Origin of the sequence: Neorhizobium alkalisoli, from assembly GCF_007829835.1 — a bacterium.
Classification (GTDB): Bacteria; Pseudomonadota; Alphaproteobacteria; order Rhizobiales; family Rhizobiaceae; genus Neorhizobium.
On sequence record NZ_VIWP01000004.1, the window covers coordinates 628,396 to 651,656 of the forward strand.

General features: G+C 60.7%; 21 protein-coding genes. 16 read left to right on the forward strand and 5 right to left on the reverse strand.

The genetic code is table 11. The features are described from left to right. Positions 1 to 106: 106 nt before the first annotated feature. The 15 genes from flhA to FHW37_RS18975 all read left to right on the forward strand — a co-directional run bounded on the left by flhA (position 107) and on the right by FHW37_RS18975 (position 16,168). The gene (flhA, locus tag FHW37_RS18905) at positions 107 to 2,194 is read left to right on the forward strand and encodes a flagellar biosynthesis protein FlhA (protein ID WP_145639157.1); all 2,088 of its coding nucleotides are present in this window, start codon (positions 107 to 109) and stop codon (positions 2,192 to 2,194) included. A 28-nt stretch (positions 2,195 to 2,222) separates the two neighbouring features. Then, on the forward strand, positions 2,223 to 2,975 hold the full coding sequence (locus FHW37_RS18910; RefSeq protein ID WP_145639159.1) for a flagellar biosynthetic protein FliR: 753 nt from the start codon (positions 2,223 to 2,225) through the stop codon (positions 2,973 to 2,975). A 78-nt stretch (positions 2,976 to 3,053) separates the two neighbouring features. Then, the gene (locus FHW37_RS18915) at positions 3,054 to 3,410 is read left to right on the forward strand and encodes a hypothetical protein (protein ID WP_145639351.1); all 357 of its coding nucleotides are present in this window, start codon (positions 3,054 to 3,056) and stop codon (positions 3,408 to 3,410) included. Positions 3,411 to 3,526: 116 nt separating this feature from the next. Next, positions 3,527 to 4,120: a rod-binding protein gene (locus FHW37_RS18920; RefSeq protein ID WP_145639161.1), complete on the forward strand. Its 594-nt coding sequence runs from the start codon at positions 3,527 to 3,529 to the stop codon at positions 4,118 to 4,120. A gap of 24 nt (positions 4,121 to 4,144) precedes the next feature. After that, positions 4,145 to 4,510 (forward strand): hypothetical protein, encoded by a 366-nt coding sequence (locus FHW37_RS18925; protein WP_145639164.1) that lies wholly within the window; start codon positions 4,145 to 4,147, stop codon positions 4,508 to 4,510. Beyond that, complete coding sequence (locus FHW37_RS18930; RefSeq protein ID WP_145639166.1) at positions 4,510 to 5,046, forward strand: hypothetical protein; 537 nt, start codon at positions 4,510 to 4,512, stop codon at positions 5,044 to 5,046. Before FHW37_RS18925 ends, FHW37_RS18930 begins: the two co-directional genes overlap by 1 nt. A 161-nt stretch (positions 5,047 to 5,207) precedes the next feature. After that, the gene (locus FHW37_RS18935; RefSeq protein WP_145639168.1) at positions 5,208 to 5,804 is read left to right on the forward strand and encodes a hypothetical protein; all 597 of its coding nucleotides are present in this window, start codon (positions 5,208 to 5,210) and stop codon (positions 5,802 to 5,804) included. A gap of 156 nt (positions 5,805 to 5,960) precedes the next feature. Continuing rightward, a complete protein-coding gene (locus FHW37_RS18940) occupies positions 5,961 to 7,898 on the forward strand; it encodes a hypothetical protein (RefSeq protein WP_145639170.1) in 1,938 nt (645 codons plus the stop codon). 133 nt (positions 7,899 to 8,031) lie between these two features. Continuing rightward, on the forward strand, positions 8,032 to 8,931 hold the full coding sequence (folD, locus tag FHW37_RS18945; RefSeq protein WP_145639172.1) for a bifunctional methylenetetrahydrofolate dehydrogenase/methenyltetrahydrofolate cyclohydrolase FolD: 900 nt from the start codon (positions 8,032 to 8,034) through the stop codon (positions 8,929 to 8,931). A 122-nt stretch (positions 8,932 to 9,053) separates the two neighbouring features. Next, positions 9,054 to 10,418, forward strand: a complete 1,365-nt coding sequence (locus FHW37_RS18950; protein ID WP_145639174.1) for an ABC transporter substrate-binding protein — start codon at positions 9,054 to 9,056, stop codon at positions 10,416 to 10,418. A gap of 207 nt (positions 10,419 to 10,625) precedes the next feature. Next, positions 10,626 to 11,639 (forward strand): carbohydrate ABC transporter permease, encoded by a 1,014-nt coding sequence (locus tag FHW37_RS18955; protein WP_145639176.1) that lies wholly within the window; start codon positions 10,626 to 10,628, stop codon positions 11,637 to 11,639. A 1-nt stretch (position 11,640) separates the two neighbouring features. Continuing rightward, a complete protein-coding gene (locus tag FHW37_RS18960; protein ID WP_145639178.1) occupies positions 11,641 to 12,810 on the forward strand; it encodes a carbohydrate ABC transporter permease in 1,170 nt (389 codons plus the stop codon). A gap of 45 nt (positions 12,811 to 12,855) precedes the next feature. Further along, entirely contained in the window at positions 12,856 to 14,511 is a 1,656-nt protein-coding gene (locus FHW37_RS18965; protein WP_145639180.1) for an alpha-glucosidase family protein, read from the forward strand. A 35-nt stretch (positions 14,512 to 14,546) separates the two neighbouring features. Beyond that, positions 14,547 to 15,635 (forward strand): ABC transporter ATP-binding protein, encoded by a 1,089-nt coding sequence (locus tag FHW37_RS18970; protein ID WP_145639182.1) that lies wholly within the window; start codon positions 14,547 to 14,549, stop codon positions 15,633 to 15,635. A 176-nt stretch (positions 15,636 to 15,811) separates the two neighbouring features. Further along, on the forward strand, positions 15,812 to 16,168 hold the full coding sequence (locus tag FHW37_RS18975; RefSeq protein ID WP_145639184.1) for a hypothetical protein: 357 nt from the start codon (positions 15,812 to 15,814) through the stop codon (positions 16,166 to 16,168). On the opposite strand, the gene FHW37_RS18980 is transcribed toward FHW37_RS18975, so the two are convergent. Beyond that, the gene (locus tag FHW37_RS18980; RefSeq protein WP_145639186.1) at positions 16,169 to 17,104 is read right to left on the reverse strand and encodes a GlxA family transcriptional regulator; all 936 of its coding nucleotides are present in this window, start codon (positions 17,102 to 17,104) and stop codon (positions 16,169 to 16,171) included. Between the two features lie 96 nt (positions 17,105 to 17,200). Between FHW37_RS18980 and FHW37_RS18985 the strand changes: the two genes are divergently transcribed. Beyond that, positions 17,201 to 17,704, forward strand: a complete 504-nt coding sequence (locus FHW37_RS18985) for a cysteine hydrolase family protein (RefSeq protein WP_145639187.1) — start codon at positions 17,201 to 17,203, stop codon at positions 17,702 to 17,704. Between the two features lie 63 nt (positions 17,705 to 17,767). Here the strand turns inward: FHW37_RS18985 and edd are convergent, their stop codons facing one another. The 4 genes from edd to FHW37_RS19005 form a co-directional block, all read right to left on the reverse strand. Then, a complete protein-coding gene (edd, locus tag FHW37_RS18990; RefSeq protein ID WP_145639189.1) occupies positions 17,768 to 19,585 on the reverse strand; it encodes a phosphogluconate dehydratase in 1,818 nt (605 codons plus the stop codon). Between the two features lie 104 nt (positions 19,586 to 19,689). Next, the gene (gene pgl / locus FHW37_RS18995; RefSeq protein WP_145639191.1) at positions 19,690 to 20,388 is read right to left on the reverse strand and encodes a 6-phosphogluconolactonase; all 699 of its coding nucleotides are present in this window, start codon (positions 20,386 to 20,388) and stop codon (positions 19,690 to 19,692) included. 4 nt (positions 20,389 to 20,392) lie between these two features. Continuing rightward, complete coding sequence (gene zwf, locus FHW37_RS19000; protein ID WP_145639193.1) at positions 20,393 to 21,865, reverse strand: glucose-6-phosphate dehydrogenase; 1,473 nt, start codon at positions 21,863 to 21,865, stop codon at positions 20,393 to 20,395. A gap of 97 nt (positions 21,866 to 21,962) precedes the next feature. Then, on the reverse strand, positions 21,963 to 23,255 hold the full coding sequence (locus tag FHW37_RS19005) for an NAD(P)/FAD-dependent oxidoreductase (protein ID WP_246690822.1): 1,293 nt from the start codon (positions 23,253 to 23,255) through the stop codon (positions 21,963 to 21,965). Between the last annotated feature and the right edge of the window lie 6 nt (positions 23,256 to 23,261).

The following is a 23,261-nucleotide window of genomic DNA, read 5'->3' on the forward strand; positions in this document are numbered from 1 at the left end:
GCCAGCGCGATCATGCCACCCTCGCGCAAGCTTCATGCTCTAGTCTCGACAGCGAACCGGCGGGATAAACTCCGCCGCCTTCTCATGAAGAGACGGACGAGTAGCCATGGCGCAACCACCTGCATTACCGATTCCTAAGTCGGCCCCGAGCGGCCGCGATATTGGCTTTGCCACTGGCATTATCGCCATCCTCTGCATCCTCTTCCTGCCGATACCGTCATTCCTGATCGATATCGGCCTGGCCTTCTCGATCGCCCTCTCGGTGCTGATCCTGATGGTCGCCTTGTGGATTCAGCGGCCGCTGGAATTCTCGTCCTTCCCGACCATCCTGCTGATCGCGACCATGGTGCGCCTGTCGCTCAATATCGCGACGACGCGCGTCATCCTTTCGCACGGCAATGAAGGTCATGGTGCAGCCGGTCACGTGATCTCCGGCTTCTCCAGCCTCGTCATGTCGGGCGACTTCGTGATCGGTGTGATCGTCTTCATGATCCTGGTCACGGTCAATTTCATCGTCATCACCAAGGGTGCCACGCGTATCGCGGAAGTCGGCGCCCGCTTCACCCTCGACGCCATCCCCGGCAAGCAGATGTCGATCGACGCCGACCTCTCGGCCGGCATGATCGACGAGAAGGAAGCCCGTCGCCGCCGTTCAGAACTGGAGGAAGAATCATCCTTCTTCGGTGCCATGGACGGTGCGTCGAAATTCGTGCGCGGCGATGCCGTCGCCGGCCTCATCATCACCGCCATCAACGTTTTCGGCGGCATCATCATCGGTTACTTCCGCCACGGCATGCCGATCGGCGAAGCAGCCGACGTTTTCGTCAAACTGTCCGTCGGTGACGGTATCGTCACGCAGATCCCGGCTCTGATCGTTTCGCTCGCAGCCGGCCTTCTCGTCACCCGTGGCGGCACGTCCGGTTCCACCGACAAGGCCGTTGTCGATCAGCTCGCCGGTTATCCGAAGGCGCTCTGGATGGCTGCCGGCCTGATGGGCATGTTGTCGATCATTCCGGGCCTGCCCTTCGTGCCGTTCATGGGACTTTGCGGCATGCTCAGCTTTGCTGCATGGGCTGTTCCGCGCCGTGTCGAGGCCGAAAACAAGGCTCGCCGCGAGGAAGAGGAAAAGAAGGTCGTTCAGACCAAGGAATCCGAAAAGGAATCGGTCAAGTCGGTTCTCAAGACTTCCGAGATCGAGCTTGCGCTTGGCAAGCAGGTTTCCACCCGTCTGCTCGGCGCCCATCAGGAACTGGCCTTCCGCGTCGGCAAGATGCGCAAGAAGTTCGCGAGCCAGTACGGTTTCGTGGTTCCGGAAATCAAGGTCGCCGACGATATCGCGATTGCCGAGAAGTCTTATCAGATCCGTATCCACGGCACGACGATCGCCTCGAACAACCTGCGCGTCGGCGACGTTCTGGTCGTCACCGGTTCCGGCCGCAAGCCGAGCATTCCGGGCGACGAGATCCGCGAACCCGCTTTCGGCATGCCGGCCGTCTCGATCCTCGAGACCTTTGCCGAAGACCTGAAGCGCGAAGGCTTCCACCCGATCGACAACGTCTCGGTCGTGCTGACCCACCTGTCGGAAGTCATCCGCAACAACCTGCCGCAGCTTCTCTCCTACAAGGACGTGAAGATCCTGATCGAACGTCTCGATCCGGAATACAAGAAGCTGGCCGACGAGATCTGCTCGTCGCACATGTCCTATTCCGGCCTGCAGGCTGTTTTGAAACTGCTCCTTGCCGAGCGCGTCTCGATCCGCAACCTGCATCTCATTCTCGAAGCCGTCGCCGAACTTGCGCCGCATGTGCGCAAGACAGAGCAGATCGTCGAACACGTGCGTGTCCGCATGTCGCAGCAGCTCTGCGGCGATCTGGCCGACAATGGCGTGCTGCGCGTCCTGCGTCTTGGCAGCAAGTGGGATATGCTGTTCCACCAGGCCCTCAAGCGCGATGCCAAGGGCGAAGTGGTTGAGTTCGACATCGACCCGCGCACGCTGGAAGAGTTTTCCGAACAGGCGACCAAAGTTATCCGTGAATTCATGGACCGCGGCCTGCCTTTCGTTCTTGTCACCTCGCCGGAAACGCGCTCCTATGTCCGCATGATCATCGAGCGCCTGTTCGCGACGCTGCCGGTGCTCTCCCATGTGGAACTCGCGAAGGGTCTGGAAATCAAGATCCTGGGTGCCATCTCGTGATATCCCGTCCTTGAGGGGACATTTTCGAATGCTGACCGATCCCCAGGGAAGTGTACTGGCGCTGTTTCTGACGTTCTGCCGGATCGGCAGCTGCATCATGGTCCTTCCCGGCTTCAGCAGCGCCCGCATCCCGGGCAATGTGCGCCTTCTCACCGCGATCGCCCTGTCGCTCGCGGTGCTTCCCGTTCTCTGGGACGTCGTTTATCCCAAGGCGACGGCGCCAGGCGCGACCTATATCGGCCTGATCTTCACCGAAATGCTGGTCGGCGTCACCTATGGGCTGATCGCGCGTCTTTATACGCTCGGCCTGCAGTTCTCGGCGACGATCATCTCGACCGTCATCGGCCTCACGGCGCCGGGTGGGCAGGACCTGCTGGAAGATACGAGCGAAAGCCAGCTCGTCAGCTTCCTGACGCTAAGCGGGCTCCTTATTCTTTTCATGATGGACTTCCATCATGTGGTGATCCACGCAATGATCGATTCCTATCAGACGACCCCGGTCGGCGCGTTGATCGATTCGCGCAAGATGCTGATCACGCTCACCGACACGCTGCGGGCCTCGACGATGATCATGCTGCGGCTGGCAAGCCCGTTTCTGATCTTCGGATTGATGTTCAACGTCGCGATCGGCATGGTCAACAAGATGGCGCCGCAGCTTCCGGTCTTCTTCATTTCGACGCCGCTCCTGCTTCTGGGCGGCCTGTTTCTGCTTTACCTTTCCGTTGCGGCGCTGATTACCCAGTATGCCAACGGCTTCATTCCCATCTTCACGTCGTTCTAGGGCGAGGGCATTCACGTGGCAGGCGGCGCAACGACACGATCGGCAAAACTCAAGCGGCTGGTAAAGGTCCAGCGGCATATGGAGAAAATGGCCGAGCAGGAACTGGCGGCGACCACGCGTCATCGTGCCGAGGTCAACGAGCAGAAGGAAGTCGTCATCGAGGCGCTCGGTTCGCTTGAGCCGATCCACCGCCAGTTCGCCAATCATTATGCCGAGCGTTACGGCCGCCTGACCGTCAAGGAAAGGCAGCTCGCAGGCGTGCAGCAGATCCAGGAAATGAAGGTCATGAAGGAACGCACCAAGGGTGACCGCCTGGAAGAAAACATGAAGGAAGCTCGGGATTTAGAGGATCGCGAGAGCGCCGACAACGCCATTTACGAACTCATCGAAATGACCCTGGCAGCACCAGCCTCCAGCAAGCTTCAATCGTCATAGTCCCGTCATTCGCTCCGGCCCTGATTAAAAAATCGCTTATCGCCGGTGCATTTGAGCAGTCCTTGGGCAGGCTTGATTCGAAAAGCCGATCCCCGTTGTGATTGAAAGGATAAGACGTGGCAATTTCTCCTCCGAGCGACTTGGTCCTGGACGTTGTCCGCAATGCGGACCCGATGGCACTTCAGGAAGCCCAGGATAAGTTGAAGGCCAGCAAGGCCGCCTTCGCAGCGCACAGCCTTGCCGATTCCGGCAAGGGTTTTGGTGCCGCCGTGGATATGATGAGCTCGACCTCGGCCTCTTCCAGGGCCGGCCTCGATCACGCCGAAAAGAGCAAGAAGACGGCTGAAATGCCGGAAGAATATCGCAAGTTCGAAGCCTCCATCCTCTCGACCTTCGTCAACAACATGATGCCGAAGGAAACCGAGGACGTTTACGGCAAGGGTTCCGCCGGCGAATTCTGGAAGGGCATGATGGCCGAGAAGATCTCGGACGAAATGTCCAAGCGCGGCGGCGTCGGCATTGCCGAACAGATGTATTCCCAGGCGCTGGCAAAGGCCAAGAACCACGTCACGGTCAATGCCGCAACTGACGAAAACGATCGCAGCCAGGCCCTGAGCGCAGTCACCGACTTCCAGCGCAAGGTTCTCGACGTTGCCCAAAGCGACAAGACCGAGACCGGCGTTATGAAATCCGCCAAGAGCGACACCTAAATGCATCACACTGGGACAGAAAATATGGAAGTTGTTTCGACGGATTATCGCATCAAGACGGTCCTCGGTCGGCTGGAGCTGATCATCGACAACGAGAACCAGCGTATCGGCAAGGATCCGGAATTCGACCTCAAGGTTTCGAATGCGCACAAGAGCCGCTGCCTTTACGAACTCACCATGCTCTTCCGCGGTACCGATCTGAAGCAGCTTGCCGTCAGCCATCTTGACCAGATGCACGGCCTGAAGGCGAAGCTCGCGCTGAACGCGCGCCGCGTCGAAGCCCATCTGCATGCCGTCCGGGCGGTTGCCGATCTCCTCAAGAACGCGGTCCGCGAGGCCGATGGCGACGGTACCTATACCCAGGAACAGTTCGTCTATAGCGAGGCCTGATGCTCAAGCTGATCCTCACCGGCCTCTGGGTCTGCGTTGTCACGCTCGGCGCCGTGTATTTCTCGGTGCAGATGTCGGCCGCCCCGGCTCCTGTCGATGAGGAGGCCCTCAAGAAGGAAAAGCAGGAACTGGTAAAGGGTGAATCTGTCACCGTTCCTGTGATCACCAACGGTATGGTGACCGGCTATTTCCTCGGCCGTATTTCTTTCATGATGGACAAGGAAAAGATCAAGGACGTCAAGCTGCCGGTAACGGAATTGACGACCGATGAGCTGTTCAATCTCCTGGTCGGCAACAAGATGGTCGACCTCTCCAATCCGGGCAATTTCGACCTCGAAAAATTCCGCTCCAGCATCAAGGACGGAATGAACAAGAAGCTCGGCGACCAGTATGTCGCGGAAGTTCTGGTCGAGCAGCTCGACTACATGTCCAAGGACGATATCCGCAACAATGCGGCGAAGGGCGGCAAGCCGCCGGTTCCGAAGAAGATCGTCGAAGGCACGCCCGTCGGCGAGGCCAAGGCTGAGGGCCACTGAGCCTCTATGCTTGCATGGCGAACTTGAAGAGGCCGGGTCTCCGGCCTTTTTCTGTGCCATAAACGCCTGAATCGCTAGAGTTTTAGCATTCGATTTAAAATGATCTTGAACGCGGCCTGCTAGAACCTTGGGACAGTCTTGGTTCTTGCTTGGAGCGCATCGTGACCGCATCAGGACAATTTGCCGCCGCCGGTCCCGCTCGGACCATGTTCGACCTGCCTTTTGACCAGTCGGGCACCGAACCGGGCTGGATGACTGCATTGGTGCAGATCGAGCATCTGGCGGATTTCAGATCCGGCCGTCAGGGCAGCCCCGTCACGGTCACTTTCGAAAAAGAACGCCTCCCGTTGAAGCATGTTTTTGCCGGCAATGCTCATCCCGTATCGGATGCCCGCATCGTCCTGCCGGTCAGGAACGCGCTGTCGGACCGCTTGCGCCGGCTCTCCGGCTCAAAGTCGCCGACGCGTTTTGCACCTGACGCCTTCACCCTTTCGCTTCTGACCTTCCTTGAGCGCAACCGGCGCATCGGGCTTGTTGGCGACGACACGAACCAGCTGAAGGCGGCTCTTGTCCGCCATGCGCCATGGCACGATTTCGTCGAGATCGACATGTCGGGCAAGGATACTGGCGATTTCGATCTCGTCATCGTCGATCTCAAGCGCCGCGAACATCAGTCGCGCGCCGCGCAGAGCCTTGCCGGATTGCAGACCGGCCTTGTGATCGTCACCGACGGAAGCCTCGGGCGTCTTGAAGCCTGATTGCCGGGATTGACCGTTAACGGCCGCGTTAACGTTTTGTTTGCCATGAAAATTTAGACTGTGTTCATGAAGGCGTTGGCTATCGACCGGTAACGCCGCACATTGCGGTCTATTCTCATGGTTCAGCATGCCCACATTCTTGATGAACAGGCTCCTGTGTCGCACGACGCACGGGAGAAGACGGTATCGTCGGAGCGCAGGTTCTGGACGACGATAGGCGCTTTCGGCCTGATCGGCGCACTTGTTCCGCTTTTCGTTTTCGGCCTTCCCGATCGCGGTTATGTCGCGACCACGAGCCTGAAGGTGGAGGCGGCCAGCAGTGCCGATGTCGAGGCCGCGATCGCCAGATTGCGCTCGAAAGCCTCTCTCGACAATCTCGTTCGTGCCCTCAATCTCAGCCAGGCGGGTGATTTCTCCGCAAGCCGGCCAAGCGTCTTCGGCGTGTTCTCGGATATCATCTCCGGCGGCGGAATGACCGTATCCGAACAGGAAACCGAATTGCGCAATCGCCTCCTGGAGGCGATCCATCTTTCCTATGCATCCGGCCAGCTGTCGATCCAGGCGCAGGCGAGCTCGAATGATGAGGCCCGTCGTGTCGCCGCCATGCTTGCCGTCATGTTCGGCCAGCAATTGGCAGGCGTCGCCGAGACGGCTGCCAATCCGGCATTGACCGGAATGCGTCAGGCGGTCGAACGCGCCGAAGCGGCACTTTCCGGCTTCGAGACACAGGCAGGCACTGAAAAACTTGCCGAAATGCGCCGCTTCAGCACGGATGCCGAGCGGCTGGGCTCTGAAAAGGACCAGGCCGAAACCGAATTGCAGGCCACGCGCGAAAAGGCAGCCGAAGCCGCATTGATGAAATTTGCCGATGTGCTGAGCAAGCCGCTGCCGGACAGCCTCGAATTCACCGCCCTCGAATATCAGCGCCAGCGTTATGTGGATGCCAAGCTGACGCTCGACCAGCTGTCGAGCGATCTCGGCCCGCGGCATCCGCGCTTCCAGGCGGCACAGGCTGCGGTGGATGTCGTCCGCAAGGATATCGAGGATGCGCTGAAGCGTCTCTCCACGTCGCTGCGGCAGCAGGAAGCAACGGCCGCCAAGACCTTCTCCGAAGCCAAGGCGCGCGCCGATGCCCTGACGGCACAGCAGGATCTAGCCGATGGCGCGACAAAGCTTCTGTCGCTGCAGGCCGCTGCCGAGGAAGCGCGCGAAAACTATCTCCAGGCACAGGGCCGAACCCGTGCGCAGCCGGCTGCTTCCGGAAGCATACAGGTATTGCGGCCCCTGGCGACGGTTGCGACCGGCTGGTCCTGGTTCGATTATCTGCCGCTTGTTGCCGGCGGTGCTTTTGCCGGCGGTCTGGTCGGGCTGGCGGTCAATGCCGCAAGCCTCGGTCGCCGTGAAGAAGAAGCCGAGTGGCAGGACGAGGCGGTCGAGCAGATCGAACCGCATCTTGCGGATGAGCAAGTCGTCGCCCACGGTGTCGAGGAACAGACCGATACCGATGAATGGGACGATGCCGCGGCGTTCGATATCGAGCCGGCTGCAATCACCGATTATCAGGCGCGGGCCTATTATCCGAAGACCAACGAGGCCGACGATGACGAGATGGAGGATTATGACCTCCAGGCAGATTATGACCGCGATGACGATCGAGCCGTCTACGCCTTTGCTGCCAATGACCATCGCACGGAACGCGGCCAGGCAGAACTGGCCGACGCTTGGGATCGGGACGAATGGCAGGCGAATGACTGGGAAGACCGGTCGCCCGACTATGCTGATCGCTACGAGAACCAGCTTGATGACAAATTCGAGCAGGATACGGACGTTCATGATCCGGAGGAGGAAGAAAAGCCGCTCTCCGACCGTATCCGAGAGATCCTGATCGCCAATCGCCGGCCAGTTGATACGAGCTTCCTGCCGCCATTGCTTGCCGCTGCCCTGGCAGGCGACGGCCGAGTGGAGCAGCGTGCTGCCAATGACGGTTATGCCCCGGATGGCAGCGCTGAGGAGTTCCAGGAGCTCCGCCGCGAAATGGCGGAGCTGCGCGAGCGGGTGCAACTTTATTCCGACCGCCGCACCGCATCTCGCTGATCGGCCTGCGTGACAAATCGACCGACGATTTCCGCTTGCATTTGCCGGCCGCCGACAGCATAGGGCGCAGGCGGGCCAGTCAGGACGGGGCCTGCCGGCTTAGGTTCGGCCGGGAAAAATCGGGAGATGCAATATGGCGACCTTGATCGATGGCAAGGAAGCGGCTGCGACCGTAATTGCGCAGGTGAGCGAAGCAGCTGCAGGACTTGAGAAACAGACCGGCGTAAAACCGGGTCTCGCAGTCGTCATCGTCGGCAACGATCCTGCCAGCCACGCTTATGTCAATTCCAAGAGCCGCATGGCCAAACAATGCGGTTTCAACTCGATCCAGCACAGCTTGGCCGAAGAGACGACCCAGGCCGAGCTAGAAAAGCTTGTTTCCGAGCTGAACGCAGATCCGTCCATCCATGGCATTCTCGTGCAGCTGCCGCTGCCGAAACATCTGAATTCCGAGCCGGTGATCCAGGCGATCTCGCCGGAAAAGGATGTCGATGGTCTCAGCACCGTCAATGCCGGCAAGATCGCCACGGGCGACCTTTCGACCGGCCTCATCTCCTGCACGCCGGCCGGCGCCATGCTTCTGGTCAAGAAGATCCACGGCGCGGACCTCTCCGGCCTCAACGCTGTCGTGATCGGCCGTTCCAACCTGTTTGGCAAGCCGATGGGTCTGCTGCTTCTCGCCGCCAATGCGACGGTGACCATGGCCCATTCCAAGACCACCGATCTCGCTTCCGTCTGCCGTCAGGCCGATATTCTGGTCGCTGCCGTCGGCCGCCCGCAAATGGTCAAGGCCGATTGGGTGAAGCCCGGCGCGACCGTGATCGATGTCGGCATCAATCGCATCGATGCGCCTGAAAAGGGCGAAGGCAAGAGCCGGCTGGTCGGCGATGTGGCCTTTGCGGAAGCGGAAGGCGTCGCCGGTGCCATTACCCCCGTTCCGGGTGGCGTTGGACCGATGACGATCGCCATGCTGATGGCCAATACGGTGATCGCCGCCCATCGCACCGCAGGCCTCGCCGCGCCGAAATTCTGAAGCCGGGGAGGGGCCGGCGCGAGGAATGCTCCAGCGCCGCCCTTGACTCCTCGCCAGTTGCCTTAAATCTCTACTCAATCCGCGATTGTTCCAGCCGCGGTTTAAAAGGGGAGGAGATTTTCATGAAGGCTTCGTTTTACATCGTCACCGCCGTTGCAGTCCTGATGGCCGGCAGCTCTGCCATGGCCCAGGAACTGAAATTCCAGCCGGGCCAGGACAGCCGCTTCAACTGGAAGAGTTTTGAAGACTTCAAGGCGGCCCATGCCGATCTCAAGGGCCAGACCATCACGCTGTTCGGCCCCTGGCGCGGCGAGGACGAAGTCCTGTTCAACAGCGTGCTTGCCTATTTCAACGCCGCGACCGGCGCGAACGGCAAATATTCCTCCTCGGAAAATTACGAGCAGCAGATCGTCATCGACACCCAGGCCGGTTCGCCGCCGAATATCGCGGTCATCCCGCAGCCCGGCCTGCTTGCCGATCTCGCCGCCAAGGGCTTTCTGACCCCGCTTGGCACCGAAAACGCCGACTGGGTGAAGACCAATTACGGGTCCGGCGAAGACTGGGTCAAATATGGCACCTACAAGGGCAAGGACGGCAAGGACGCCTATTTCGGCTTTCCCTTCAAGGCCGACCTGAAATCGCTGATCTGGTACGTGCCGGAAAATTTTGAGGAGGCCGGTTACGAAGTTCCGAAGACGATGGAGGAGCTGATCAAGCTTTCGGACAAGATCGTCGAAGATGGCGGCGTGCCCTGGTGCATCGGTCTCGGTTCCGGTGGCGCCACCGGCTGGCCGGCGACCGACTGGGTCGAGGACATGATGCTGCGCACCCAGTCGCCGGAAACCTATGACAAATGGGTCTCGAACGAGATCAAGTTCGACGATCCGGCCGTCACTGGCGCGATCGATGAATTCGGCCGTTTTGCCAAGAACGACAAATATGTCAGCGGCGGTGTCGCAGCTGTCGCCTCGACCGATTTTCGTGACAGCCCGAAGGGCCTCTTCGATATTCCGCCGAAATGCTACATGCACCACCAGGCATCCTTCGTGCCGTCCTTCTTCCCGCCGGACAAGAAGCTTGGCACCGATGCCGACTTCTTCTACCTGCCGACCTATGCCTCCAAGCCTGAACTCGGCACGCCGGTCCTCGGCGCCGGCACGTTCTTCGCGATCACCAAGGATTCGCCTGCCGCAAAAGCCTTCATCGAATTCCTGAAGACGCCGATCGCCCATGAAGTCTGGATGGCGCAGACCTCGTTCCTGACGCCGTTCAAGGGCGTAAAGCCGGAAGCCTATGCCAATGACGTGATGCGCAAGGAAGGCGAGCTTCTGACCAAGGCCACCACGTTCCGCTTCGACGCATCCGACATGATGCCCGGCAAGATCGGCGCCGGCGCCTTCTGGACCGGCATGATCGATTATGTCGGCGGCAAGGATGCCAAGACGGTCGGTGGGAATATCCAGAAGGCCTGGGATGGGTTGAAGTAGGGGCGAGTTCTGCGCCTGCCCCTCATCCGCCTGCCGGCACCTTCTCCCCGTTCTGACGGGGAGAAGGGATATGCCGCGGCCTCGCCGTTTCCCCTCGCCCCGTTTACGGGGAGAGGGTGCGCCGAGCGAAGCGGAGGCGGGGTGAGGGGCAGACGTACGACAAAATACGGCGACCGCTAAAAGCGGCAACAAAAGGGGGAGGGGCATATGATGACACAGATCGTCTCAGCCATCGGCGTCATGGTGGCAGGCGTCTTTGCCTGCGCGCTCTATTATTGGCTTTCCGACAAGCTGCTCGCAGCCGTCCTGCCCGTTCCGGATAACAATGTCCGTCTCGCCTCGCAAAACCTCAATCGTCGCGCCGCCATCCGCCCCTGGCTTTTCCTCGGTCCGGCGCTGATCCTGCTCGCCGTCTACTTGGTCTATCCCGTCATCGCGACCTTCATCCTCTCCTTCTACGATCGCTCCGGCGGCACTTTCGTCGGTTTTGCCAATTACCGCTGGGCCTTTTTCGACGCGCAGTTCCGCCAGTCGATCTTCAACAACATCCTCTGGCTCGCCGTCGTGCCCGCCGCCTGCACCTTCTTCGGCCTCGTCATCGCCGTGCTCACCGACCGCATCTGGTGGGGAAATATCGCCAAAAGCCTGATCTTCATGCCGATGGCGATCTCCTTCGTCGGCGCCTCCGTCATCTGGAAGTTCATCTATGAATTCCGCGGCGGCAAGGAAACGCAGATTGGCCTGCTCAACGCCATCGTCCAGGCGATCGGCGGCGATCCGCAGGTCTGGATCTCGCTGCCCTTCTGGAACAGCTTTTTCCTGATGGCGATCCTGATCTGGATCCAGACCGGCTTTGCCATGGTCATCCTCTCGGCGGCGCTGCGCGGCATTCCCGAAGAGACGATCGAAGCCGCCGTCATCGACGGCGCCAGCGGCTGGCAGATTTTCTGGAAGATCATGGTGCCGCAGATCTGGGGCACGATCGCCGTCGTCTGGACGACGATCACCATTCTGGTCCTCAAAGTTTTCGACATCGTGCTGACTATGACCAATGGCCAGTGGAACACGATGGTTCTCGCCAACCTGATGTTCGACTGGATGTTCCGCGGTGGCGGTGACAGCGGCCGAAGCGCCGTCATCGCGCTGGTCATCATGGCGGCGGTGACGCCGATCATGATCTGGAATATCCGTCAGGCGAACAAGGAAACGGGAGGCCATTGAGATGAGTGCGATCAACCCCGCAGCCAGCCTCCGCCGCATCGGCCTTCCGCGCCTCGTCGTGCATCTCTCCGTTCTGGTGATCTGCATCATCTGGCTCATCCCGACGCTCGGCATCCTCGTCACATCTTTCCGCGATGCGGGCCAGATCGCCTCATCCGGCTGGTGGACGGCCTTTACCGGTGCCGCCGAGACCAGCGCCGCAAGGCTCGGCGAGCCATCGACGGCAAAACAGGATGGCCCGAACTACGTCATCTCCGGTTCCGTTTTCGAAAAGGGCAAGGGTGGCTCTGTTCTCGCCTTCGGCACCAAGGTCGCCTCTCCGACCGAATTCGAGGCCGGCAAGCCCGCCGATATCGGCGAGGGCGAAACGCTCACCGTCAACAAGGACGGGAGTTATACCTATACGAAGAACGCGCCCTTCTCCGGCGATCGCGGCAAGCGCATCTATCTCTCGGTCTCCTCACCACCATCCTTCACGACCGACAATTACCGCACCGTGCTCACCTCGCAGGGCATCGGCCAGTCCTTCGTCAATTCGCTGACGGTTGCCATTCCCGCGACGATCATCCCGATCCTGATCGCCGCCTTCGCAGCCTATGCGCTGTCATGGATGCAATTCCCTGGCCGCGCCCTGATCATCGCCCTGGTTGTCGGCCTGATCGTCGTGCCGCTGCAGATGTCGCTCATCCCGCTTCTAAAGATGTATAACGAGATCGGCAGCTTCTTCGGCGTCCCCTCGCGAAGCTATGCGGGTATCTGGCTGGCGCATTCGGCCTTCGGCATGCCGCTCGCCATCTATCTCCTGCGCAATTACATTTCCGGCCTGCCGAAGGAGATCATCGAATCCGCCCGGGTCGATGGCGCCAGCGATTTCGAGATCTTTGTCAAACTCATCCTGCCTCTGTCCTTCCCGGCGCTCGCCTCCTTCTCGATCTTCCAGTTCCTCTGGACCTGGAACGACCTGCTGGTGGCCATGGTCTTCCTCGGCACGGGCAAGGATCAGCTGGTTCTGACCGGCGCGCTGAATGCGCTTTTAGGCTCCATGGGCGGCAAGTGGGAAATCCTCACGGCGTCCGCCTTCATCACCATCATCGTCCCGATTGTCGTCTTTTTTGCGCTGCAACGATATCTCGTGCGCGGCCTCTTGGCGGGATCGGTCAAGGGCGGCTAGACCTTACTCATCCATCATCTTTTTCGCAGACTTGGCAGGATTTGAATGACGATTGCAGCAGAAACGACGACGGGACCGGACAAGGATTGGTGGCGCGGCGCGGTGATCTACCAGATCTACCCGCGCTCCTATCAGGACTCAAACGGCGACGGCATCGGTGACCTCAAGGGCATTTCCGCCCGCCTGCCGCATATCGCGGCGCTGGGCGCCGATGCGATCTGGATCTCGCCCTTCTTCCCGTCGCCGATGAAGGATTTCGGCTACGACGTGTCGAACTATACCGATGTCGATCCGATGTTCGGCTCGCTCTCGGATTTCGACGGCCTGATCGCCGAGGCGCATCGCCTCAATCTCAAGGTGATGATCGATCTCGTCATGTCGCATTCCTCGGACCAGCATGCCTGGTTCATCGAAAGCCGTTCGAGCCGATTCAATCCCAAGGCCGACTGGTATGTCTGGGCCGACGCCAAGCCGGACGGCACGCCGCCGAACAACTGGCTGTCGATCTTCGGCGGTTCGGCCTGGCACTGGGATCCGACCCGCATGCAATATTACATGCACAATTTCCTGACATCGCAGCCGGATCTCAACCTGCACAATGCCGAAGTACAGGATGCGCTGCTCGACATGACCCGCTTCTGGCTGAAGCGCGGTGTCGATGGCTTCCGCCTCGACACGATCAACTTCTACTTCCAGGACAGGGACCTGCGCGACAATCCGGCGCTCGATCCGTCCCGCCGCAACGCCTCCACGGCGCCAGCGGTGAACCCCTATAATTTCCAGGAACATCTCTACGACAAGAACCGCCCGGAGAACCTCGAATTCCTGAAGCGTTTTCGCGCGGTGCTCGACGAATTCCCGGCAATTGCGGCGGTCGGCGAGGTGGGCGACAGCCAGCGCGGTCTCGAAATCGTCGGCGAATACACGTCCGGCAATGACAAGATGCAGATGTGCTACGCCTTCGAATTCCTGGCGCCCGATGCGCTGACGCCGGAACGCGTCGCCGAAGTCCAGACTGCTTTCTCCGCCGCAGCCCCGGATGGCTGGGCCTGCTGGGCCTTTTCCAACCACGACGTCATCCGCCATGTCAGCCGCTGGGGCCAGGAGGTGCTGGACCGCGACGCTTTCGCAAAAATGCTGTCCGGCATCCTTCTCACCCAGCGCGGTTCCGTCTGCATCTATCAGGGCGAGGAACTGGGCCTGACCGAAGCTGATATCGCCTATGCCGACCTGCAGGATCCCTATGGCATCCAGTTCTGGCCGGAATTCAAGGGCCGTGACGGTTGCCGCACGCCGATGGTCTGGGATGCGCAGGCGCTGAAGGCCGGTTTCTCGACCGCGGAAAAGACCTGGCTGCCGATCCCGGTCGAACACCAGCTGCGCGCCGTCAGCGCCCAATATGGCGATCCGGCCTCGGTGCTGGAACAGTATCGCCGTTTCCTCGCCTTCCGCAAACAGCACGCGGCGCTTTCGAAGGGCGACATGCTGTTCCTGCCGCAGCAGGGCACGGTGCTCGCCTACAAGCGCCAGTTCGGTAACGAGATCGTGCTCTGCCTGTTCAACATGAGCGCCACCGAAACGAGGACGGAACTGCCGACCGGCAATTGGGAGGTGCTGGAAGGTCACGGCTTTGAAAGCATGCTGGATGGCACGCGTCTCGAACTGCCGGCCTGGGGCGGATTTTTTGCGCGTTACGCCTAGATAAAATCGAACAATCAAAAGGGAAGGAGAGGCAGATGACCGGCGTTACGTTGAAGGATATCCGCAAGGCCTATGGCCAGGTCAAGGTGCTGCACGGCATCGACCTGGAAATCGCCCAAGGGGAATTCGTGGTTTTCGTCGGTCCCTCCGGCTGCGGCAAGTCCACGCTGCTGCGCATGATCGCCGGCCTCGAAAACATCACCTCGGGGGAAATGTTTATCGATGGCGATCTGGTCAATGACGTGCCGCCCTCCAAGCGCGGCATCGCCATGGTTTTTCAGTCTTATGCGCTCTACCCGCATATGACCGTTTACGACAACATGGCCTTCGGCATGCGGATCGCGAAGGAGAGCAAGCAGGAGGTTGACCGGCGTGTCCGCGCGGCAGCCGATATCCTGCAGCTCACCCAATATCTCGACCGCCTGCCCAAGGCGCTATCCGGTGGCCAGCGTCAGCGCGTGGCGATCGGCCGGGCGATCTGCCGCGACCCAAAAGTGTTTCTATTCGACGAGCCGCTTTCCAATCTCGATGCGGCGCTGCGCGTCGCGACCCGTATCGAGATCGCCAAGCTTAAAGAACAGATGCCCGACACGACCATGGTCTATGTCACCCATGACCAGGTCGAGGCGATGACACTGGCCGACCGGATCGTCGTCCTTTCCGCCGGCCGGATCGAACAGGTCGGCGCACCGCTTGAACTTTATGAGCGGCCGAACAACCTCTTCGTCGCTCGCTTCATCGGCTCGCCCGCCATGAACATCGTGCCGGCCACGATCGTCGAGACCGGGGCGGCAACCCGCGTAAAACTTGCCGGTGACAGGGTGGTCAGCCTGCCGGTCGAGACCAGTGCCGGCGAACTGGAAAACAAGGCGAGCTTCGGCGTCCGGCCGGAAGATCTCACCGTGGCGACCGGCGACGATTACCTGTTCGAAGGCACGATCAGCCTCGTCGAGGCACTGGGCGAAGTTACGCTTCTTTACGTCGAAAATCCCGCCGTGAAGGAGCCGCTGATCGCCAAGCTGCCCGGAATAGTCGGCCTCAAGAAGGGTGATCGCGTCAGGCTTTCGGCGGATCCGGTAAAGCTGCATCTCTTCGATGCAGAGGGCAATGCCTACAGACGGTAGTGTAACACCGTATTCACCAAGTTGAAGGATGCCGGCCGTTTCGGCTCCGGCGTCGGGAACCTTCGAACGCTATATTAATTATCACGGCCTACGTTCTCCCAATAAGAAAAGGAGAACGTGTCGTGAGCGCGGCGCCCAGTAATAAAAATCACTTTTTGAACAAGGAAGAGTCTTTCATGTACGACCGCGAGGCGCGGTACAAGATGGAAGACACGATGAATGCCGGACGTATTGAATATACTGAAAAAGCAATTCTGAATATGGCGCAGCGTCGCTGCGACGTGCTGCGTATTTCCATGAGCGGTGCCGTTTTGGGCATTCTCACCCAGTACAATCTTCCGCAGCAGTTTTATCTGGATATTCCGGATGCCCGCATCATGAAGGTCGGTTGCCTGCTGATGCGCACCAATGCCAACAACACGATCGAAGTCCGCTTCCTGCGCCTGATGACGCAGAAGGAACTGGACCGGATCTTCGTCTTCTCGACGCATCCGAACCACCGCGACCGGACGCTCAACGTCCGCTCCTGGTAATCAGCCCAGCCTCTGCCTCGCCTGCCATTGCATGGGGGTGAGGCCGAGCTCGGCACGAAAGGCCGTTCTCAAGGATTTCGCATCGGGAAAGCCGCATCGCTCGGCAACCTGATCGAGCCCGCCACCACCGGCGAGCAGCATTTCCTGCGCGCGCGAGACACGCGCCCGCCGCAGCCAGCCACCAAGATTGTCCCCCGTGCGCGCCCTGATATGACGGGTCAGACTGCGCCGGCTCATGCCCGCGCGATCCGCAAGTTCATCCAGCGACGGCACGCCCGTCGGATCCCCGACAAGCCCATCGAGAAGTTCCGCGACACGCAGTTCTGCCGAAGAGCCAGGCGCCGGCCTCTCGACCAGCTGTGGCTGCTCGCCCTGCCGCTGCGGCGCAAGAACGAGATGGCGGGCCACGCGGTTGGCCTCGCCCTTGCCCGATAGCCGGGCGAGAAGATGCAGGCAGCAATCCAGCCCGGATGCAATTCCCGCCGATGTCAAAATATCTCCCTCGTCGACGAAGATCGCATGCGGATCGACTTCGATATCCGGATACCGCGTCGCAAAAGTCTCAATCCGCGCCCAATGGGTCGTCGCGCGGCGCCCCGTAAGGAGACCGGCTTCTGCCAGGCCGAATGCGCCGAGGCAGAGGCCGACCACGGTCGCACCACGCGCACCTGCCGCCTTGATCTCGGCCAGTATTTCAGGCGCCACCGGCTCGTCCGCATGCCGCCAGCCGGGCAGGATGACGATATCGGCCTCTCCGGCTTTCTTAAGCTCATGCGGTGTTTCGATGAACAACCCGCCCGTCGCCGATACGCGGCCATTCTGCCCGCAGATCAGCACGTCATGGCCATTGGATACGAAAGGCTCGCCAAACACGGCAAGCGGTGTGGACAGCATGAACGGGCTGATACCGTCATAGGCAAGGATCGCGATACGCATTGGCCTGATTTACCCCAAACATGTCCATCGGGCCACTGCATTTCGTCGAGGCCCAAGGATAGGAATGGTCATCGTCAATTTTCGGAGATTTTTGGAATGAGCCGGGCGCTTCTCGTGATCGATATACAGAACGAATATTTTCCAGGCGGCGGCCTGCCGCTGCACCAGGCTGAGGAGGTGGAAGGGAAGATCGTGGCGGCGATGGCCGAAGCGCGCCGGGCAGGCGACCGCATCATCCTCGTGCAGCATGTCTCGGCGTCCGAAACGGGCCTGTTCGCTTCCGGCAGTTCCGGCAGCCGCATCCGCCCGGCTATCGAGAGCGCGGCCGGCGACGCGCCGGTGGTGGTCAAGCGTTTTGCCGATGCCTTTCAGGAAACGGATCTGAAAATCCATCTCGAAGGCGTCACGTCGCTGCTCATCTGCGGAATGATGACCCAGAACTGCGTCGTCTTCACCGCCATGTCGCGTTTGGCCGATGGGCTGGAGATCACGGTCGTCGAAGATCTCTGCGCAGCCCCGACACCGGTCGTGCATGCGATCGCGCTCAGTGCGCTGAAATCGAAACTGCCGGTCAAAAGCGCTGCGGAAATCTGGCGTTGATACCAAAACAGCCGCAGGGAAACCTGCGGCTGTTTTATCGCATGTTGATATGCGGATGATCGTTCAGGCGAATACGCTCGCGCCGCGATCTGCCTCGCCGACGCTGCGGCGGAAGGGGGCGAAGAGCTCGCGGCCCATGCCGAATTCGTTCTCGGACAGATCGGCCTCGGCGAGTGGCCGGCTTGCGAACTCGCGGGCATCAACCAGCACTTCCAGCGTTCCCGCCACCGCATCGAGGCGGATCATGTCGCCATCCTGGATCCGGGCGATCGGGCCGCCATCGGAGGCTTCCGGCGTCATGTGGATCGCGGCCGGCACCTTGCCGGATGCGCCGGACATGCGCCCGTCCGTGACCAGAGCAACCTTGAAGCCGCGGTCCTGCAGCACGCCGAGCGGCGGCGTCAGGCGGTGCAGTTCCGGCATGCCGTTCGCCTTCGGACCCTGGAAACGCACGACCGCGATGAAATCGCGGTTCAGGTCGCCGCGCTTGAAGGCGTCCTGCAATTCCTGCTGGCCATGGAAGACGATCGCCGGTGCCTCGATGATATGGCGCTCCGGCTTGACGGCAGAGATCTTGATGACCGAGCGGCCGATATTGCCGGCGAGCATCTTGAGGCCACCGGTCGCCTGGAACGGCGTCTCGATCGGTGCAAGCACCTTCGGGTCGCCGCTGACCTCAGGGGTCTTCTCGCGACAGATCTGGCCCTTTTCGTCGAGCTTGGCTTCGACCGTATAGGCTTCGAGGCCCTGGCCGAAGACGGTACGCACATCGTCATGCACCATGCCGGTCTTGAGCAGCTGCTTGATGAGGAAACCCATGCCGCCGGCGGCGTGGAAATGGTTCACGTCGGCCAGCCCGTTCGGATAGACGCGGGCAAGCAGCGGCACGGTGTCCGAAAGCTCGGAAATATCCTGCCAGGTGAGGAGAATGCCGGCCGCACGCGCCATGGCGACAAGGTGCAGCGTGTGGTTGGTCGAGCCGCCCGTCGCATGCAGGCCGACAACGCCGTTGACGATCGAACGCTCATCGATCATCTCGCCGGCCGGGGTAAATTCGTTGCCGAGTGCCGTGATCGCCAGCGCTCGCTTGGCCGCCTCGCGGGTCAGCGCATCGCGCAGCGGCGTGCCGGGATTGACGAAGGAGGCGCCGGGCAGGTGAAAGCCCATGATCTCCATCAGCATCTGGTTGGAATTGGCGGTGCCGTAGAAGGTGCAGGTGCCGGGGCCATGATAGGACTTGGACTCGGCCTCCAGCAGCTCAGTACGGCCGACCTTGCCTTCCGCATAAAGCTGGCGGATGCGCGACTTCTCGTCGTTCGGCAGGCCAGACGTCATCGGGCCAGCGGGAACGAAGACTGCCGGCAGATGGCCGAAGGTCAGAGCGGCGATCACGAGACCGGGCACGATCTTGTCGCAGATGCCGAGATAGACGGAACTGTCGAACATGTTGTGGGAGAGGCCGATACCGGCCGCCATGGCGATCGCGTCGCGCGAAAACAGCGACAGTTCCATGCCCGGCTGGCCCTGGGTGACACCGTCGCACATGGCGGGCACGCCGCCTGCGACCTGCGCGATACCGCCAGCCTCGCGGGCCGCCTCGCGGATCAAGGCCGGATAGGTCTCGTAGGGCTGATGCGCCGAGAGCATGTCGTTATAGGCGGTGATGATGCCGAGGTTCGGAACGACGTCGCCAGCGAGCGCCTCCTTCTCGGCGGGGGAACAGACGGCAAAGCCATGGGCAAGGTTACCGCAGGAAAGCGTCGACCGATGCGGTCCTCGCGATGCCGCCCGGCGAACCCGGTCGATATAGGCTTCGCGATGCGGTTTCGAGCGTTCCACGATACGGGCAGTGATTGCCTCGATGCTGGAATGGGCGGCCATGCTTTTTCCTCCGTCGAGTCAATCCCGGTCGGGAGAGGTTAAGAACCACCGGGATTGAGGATGTTGAAGATCCGGTGCCCTCCGGCACCGGGGGAGGGCGCCTGTTAGGGCGCCCAGTAGATCTGCAGCGGCGATACGGCCCGGTTGAGGACCGCACGGATCGGCATCTCGTTCTCGTCGGATCCGGCTTTCGCCTTTTCCAGAACGTCCTTCTTGCCGTCGCCCTCGATATGCAGGGCCAGGAACCGTGCATCCGAAAGGCTGGAGAAGGTGAAGGTAAGGCGTTCCTCGCCGGCGCCTTCCGCCTGCATCGTCATCACGCCGCGCGGCGTCGAAAGATCGATCGCCTTTGCCAGGTGATTGCCGTTCGGGAAGAAGGAAGCGGTGTGCCCGTCTCCTCCCATGCCGAGGATCGCCACGTCGAATGGCGTACCGATCGCTGCTGTCTCTTCCGTTGCCTTGACCGCAGCGTCCTCGATGGAGGCCACGTCGTAATAAAGCGGAATGAACTTGGCGCTCGCCGCCTTGTCCTTCAGCAGGTGCTGCAGGACAAGCAGGTGATTGGAGCGCGGGCTGTCTGCCGGCACGAAACGCTCGTCAACAAGCGTGACGGTTACCTTGCTCCAATCGATGTCGCGCGTCGAGAGGGTCTCGAAGAACTTCTTGGGCGTCGAGCCGCCCGACACTGCGATGGATGCAGTGCCGCGCTGTTCGATTGCCGAGGAGAGCTCAGCCGCAACCTTGTCCGCGAGAGCGGAGGCAAGGCCTGCGGCATCGTCGAATTGATGCAACTGTGCGCTCATCGGATCAGCTCTCGTGCCAGGTACGTCCGTCACGTTCGATCAGTGCAATTGCCTGGCTCGGTCCCCAGGTGCCGGCCGTATAACCCTGCACCTGCTGGCCTGCCGCTTCCCATCCCTTCAGGATCGGATCGACAAAGCGCCATGCCGCCTCGACTTCGTCGCGGCGCATGAACAGCGTCTGGTTGGCGCGGATCGTATCCATCAGCAGGCGTTCGTAGGCGTCCGGATTACGGACGTTGAAGGCCTCGGCAAAGCTCATGTCGAGCGAGACTTCGCGCAGGCGCATGCCGCCCGGACCCGGATCCTTGATCATCAGCGACTGCTTGACGCCTTCATCCGGCTGCAGGCGGATGATCAGCTGGTTGGCGGCAATGCGGCCGGCAGCTGCGTCGAAGATGTTGTGCGGGATCGGCTTGAAGGTGATGACGATCTCCGACATGCGCGCAGCCAGGCGCTTGCCCGTGCGGATGTAGAAGGGAACGCCTGCCCAGCGCCAATTGCCGATCTCGGCCTTGATGGCGACGAAGGTCTCGGTGTTGGAAACGCCTCCTTCGAGTTCTTCGAGGTAACCCTTGACCGGGCCGCCTGCGGAAGCGCCGGCGCGGTACTGGCCACGCACCGTCATTTGCTCGACATTGGCTTCGGTGATCGGCTTCAAGGCGCGCAGCACCTTCAGCTTCTCGTCGCGCACGGCTTCCGAATCCATCGAAGAGGGAACTTCCATGGCGACAAGGCACACGAGCTGCATGATGTGGTTCTGCACCATGTCGCGCAGCGCACCGGCCGTATCGTAATAACCGGCGCGGCCCTCGAGACCGACCGATTCAGCGACCGTGATCTGCACGTGGTCGATATGCTGGGCGTTCCACAGCGGCTCGTAGAGCGCGTTGGCAAAGCGCAGCGCCATCAGGTTCTGCACCGTCTCTTTGCCGAGATAGTGGTCGATACGGTAGATCTGCTCTTCCTTGAACACCCGGCCGATCGTGTCGTTCAGTTCCAGCGCCGAGGCGAGGTCGCGGCCGATCGGCTTTTCGACGACGATGCGGGTCGACTTGGTGATCAGCTTGTGGTCGCGGATCTTTTCGGAGATCGGTCCGAAAATGCCCGGAGCAACGGCGAGATAGAAGACGCGGATGCGCTCCTTGCCATCGTCGAGCAGCTTCTTCAGCTCGCCCCAGCCCTGTTCGGCCTTGGCATCGACGGGGACGTAATAAAGGCGTTCGCAGAACTTCGCGACTTCCGCTTCGTCATATTCGCCCTTCTTGAGATGCTCCTTGAGAGCGTCCTGGGCAAACTTGCGGTATTCTTCGTGGCTGAGCGCGCTGCGCGAGGCACCGATGATGCGAGTCGGTTCGGTAAACTGGCCTTCCACCTGCCGATGGTAGAGCGCCGGAAGGAGCTTGCGTTCCGCAAGGTCGCCGGTGCCGCCGAAGACGACGCAATCAAAGGGTTCGACTGGGATGATCTGGCTGCTCATCGCTTTTCTTTCATCTCATGTGGTTGAGGGGACACTTAATCTAATCGATTTAAAAACGCCAGCCCGAATTCGCTTTCGGGCTTTGGGAATTGTCGTTCTATATCCTGTCGCGAAGCGCGAACCATGTCAGGGCAAGGAACAACAGAGGGCTCCGCATGCGAGATCCGCCCGGGAATGGCGGGATTTTGAGGTGGGCAAGTTGGTCAAGTTCGGTCGCCTTTCCCTGCGCCATGTCTGCATATAGTTTGCCGCAATAATTTGACAGCATTACTCCATGGCCGGAATAACCGCCGATCGAGGTGACGCCGGGCATGACCTCCCGGACGAAGGGCTGGCGCGGCATGGTAATCCCGACATTTCCGCCCCAGGCATGGGTGATTTCGACGTTTTTCAGGGCCGGATAGGTATCGACGATCTGCTTGCGGATGGCATTGGCGGTATCCTTCGGATCACTCGACGAATAGACCTCGCGGCCACCGAACAGCAGCCTGTTGTCGCGCGACTTGCGGAAATAACGCACGACGAAGCGCGAATCACACACCGCCTCGCTGCCGGGAATGACATGCGGGAAAGCATCGAGCGGTTCGGTCGCGGCGATGAAAGAGCCGATCGGCATGATATGTGATGCCGTCACCGGCTCCAGGTTGCCGATATAGGCATTGGTCGCGATCAGCACCCGATCGGCCTTGAGCACGCCCCGCGGCGTCTCGATTACCGTTTTGCCGCCCACCTTGCGGATCGCGGTCGCCCGCGTCATCTCGTGGATCCTGGCGCCGGCCGCTGCCGCCACGCGGGCAAGCCCGACCAGCAGTTTCAGCGGGTGGATATGACCCGTCCCCATGTCGCGGACGCCGCAATAATAGTCCTTCGTGCCGACGCGCTCGGCCGTTTCGCGCGCATCCATATAGGTCACATGCGGATAGTCGTAGCGCTCGGCTGCGATCTCCGCATTGGCGCGATAATCCCGCTCGTAACCCTTCTTGTGCGCAACGTTCATCTGGCCGGGCAAATAATCCATGTCGATGCCATGGATATTGGCGAAATCGAGAAGATGGCGCTTGGCGTTTTCCGCCATGTCGAACAGCGCCTTTGAACGTTCGTATCCGAGTTCCTTCTCGAGATCTTCCGGCCACCAGCGTTGGCCCGTGCCCATCTGGCCGCCATTGCGGCCCGAGGCGCCGTCACCAAAACGCTCTGCTTCGATCAGCACGACCGAAACGCCGGCCTTGGCAAGGTTATAGGCGGCCTGCAGGCCGGTATAACCACCGCCGATGATTGCTACGTCGGCGGTCTGCGAACCATCCAGCGCCGGATAGGCCGGCCGGTCGGCCACGCCGTCCTGATACCAGGAGATGCCCGGTGCGATCGGGCTCTGCCATCTGTCTGCCATCGGACA

Excerpts from the sequence above, each read along its gene's own strand:
- FHW37_RS18955 (WP_145639176.1), top strand. The coding sequence starts at position 10,626 with ATGATGACACAGATCGTCTCAGCCATCGGCGTCATGGTGGCAGGCGTC.
- zwf (WP_145639193.1), bottom strand. The coding sequence starts at position 21,865 with ATGAGCAGCCAGATCATCCCAGTCGAACCCTTTGATTGCGTCGTCTTC.
- FHW37_RS18970 (WP_145639182.1), top strand. The coding sequence starts at position 14,547 with ATGACCGGCGTTACGTTGAAGGATATCCGCAAGGCCTATGGCCAGGTC.
- FHW37_RS19005 (WP_246690822.1), bottom strand. The coding sequence starts at position 23,255 with ATGGCAGACAGATGGCAGAGCCCGATCGCACCGGGCATCTCCTGGTAT.
- edd (WP_145639189.1), bottom strand. The coding sequence starts at position 19,585 with ATGGCCGCCCATTCCAGCATCGAGGCAATCACTGCCCGTATCGTGGAA.
- FHW37_RS18985 (WP_145639187.1), top strand. The coding sequence starts at position 17,201 with ATGAGCCGGGCGCTTCTCGTGATCGATATACAGAACGAATATTTTCCA.
- FHW37_RS18975 (WP_145639184.1), top strand. The coding sequence starts at position 15,812 with ATGTACGACCGCGAGGCGCGGTACAAGATGGAAGACACGATGAATGCC.
- FHW37_RS18980 (WP_145639186.1), bottom strand. The coding sequence starts at position 17,104 with ATGCGTATCGCGATCCTTGCCTATGACGGTATCAGCCCGTTCATGCTG.
- FHW37_RS18925 (WP_145639164.1), top strand. The coding sequence starts at position 4,145 with ATGGAAGTTGTTTCGACGGATTATCGCATCAAGACGGTCCTCGGTCGG.
- pgl (WP_145639191.1), bottom strand. The coding sequence starts at position 20,388 with ATGAGCGCACAGTTGCATCAATTCGACGATGCCGCAGGCCTTGCCTCC.
- flhA (WP_145639157.1), top strand. The coding sequence starts at position 107 with ATGGCGCAACCACCTGCATTACCGATTCCTAAGTCGGCCCCGAGCGGC.
- FHW37_RS18915 (WP_145639351.1), top strand. The coding sequence starts at position 3,054 with ATGGAGAAAATGGCCGAGCAGGAACTGGCGGCGACCACGCGTCATCGT.
- FHW37_RS18930 (WP_145639166.1), top strand. The coding sequence starts at position 4,510 with ATGCTCAAGCTGATCCTCACCGGCCTCTGGGTCTGCGTTGTCACGCTC.
- FHW37_RS18960 (WP_145639178.1), top strand. The coding sequence starts at position 11,641 with ATGAGTGCGATCAACCCCGCAGCCAGCCTCCGCCGCATCGGCCTTCCG.
- FHW37_RS18965 (WP_145639180.1), top strand. The coding sequence starts at position 12,856 with ATGACGATTGCAGCAGAAACGACGACGGGACCGGACAAGGATTGGTGG.
- FHW37_RS18950 (WP_145639174.1), top strand. The coding sequence starts at position 9,054 with ATGAAGGCTTCGTTTTACATCGTCACCGCCGTTGCAGTCCTGATGGCC.
- folD (WP_145639172.1), top strand. The coding sequence starts at position 8,032 with ATGGCGACCTTGATCGATGGCAAGGAAGCGGCTGCGACCGTAATTGCG.
- FHW37_RS18910 (WP_145639159.1), top strand. The coding sequence starts at position 2,223 with ATGCTGACCGATCCCCAGGGAAGTGTACTGGCGCTGTTTCTGACGTTC.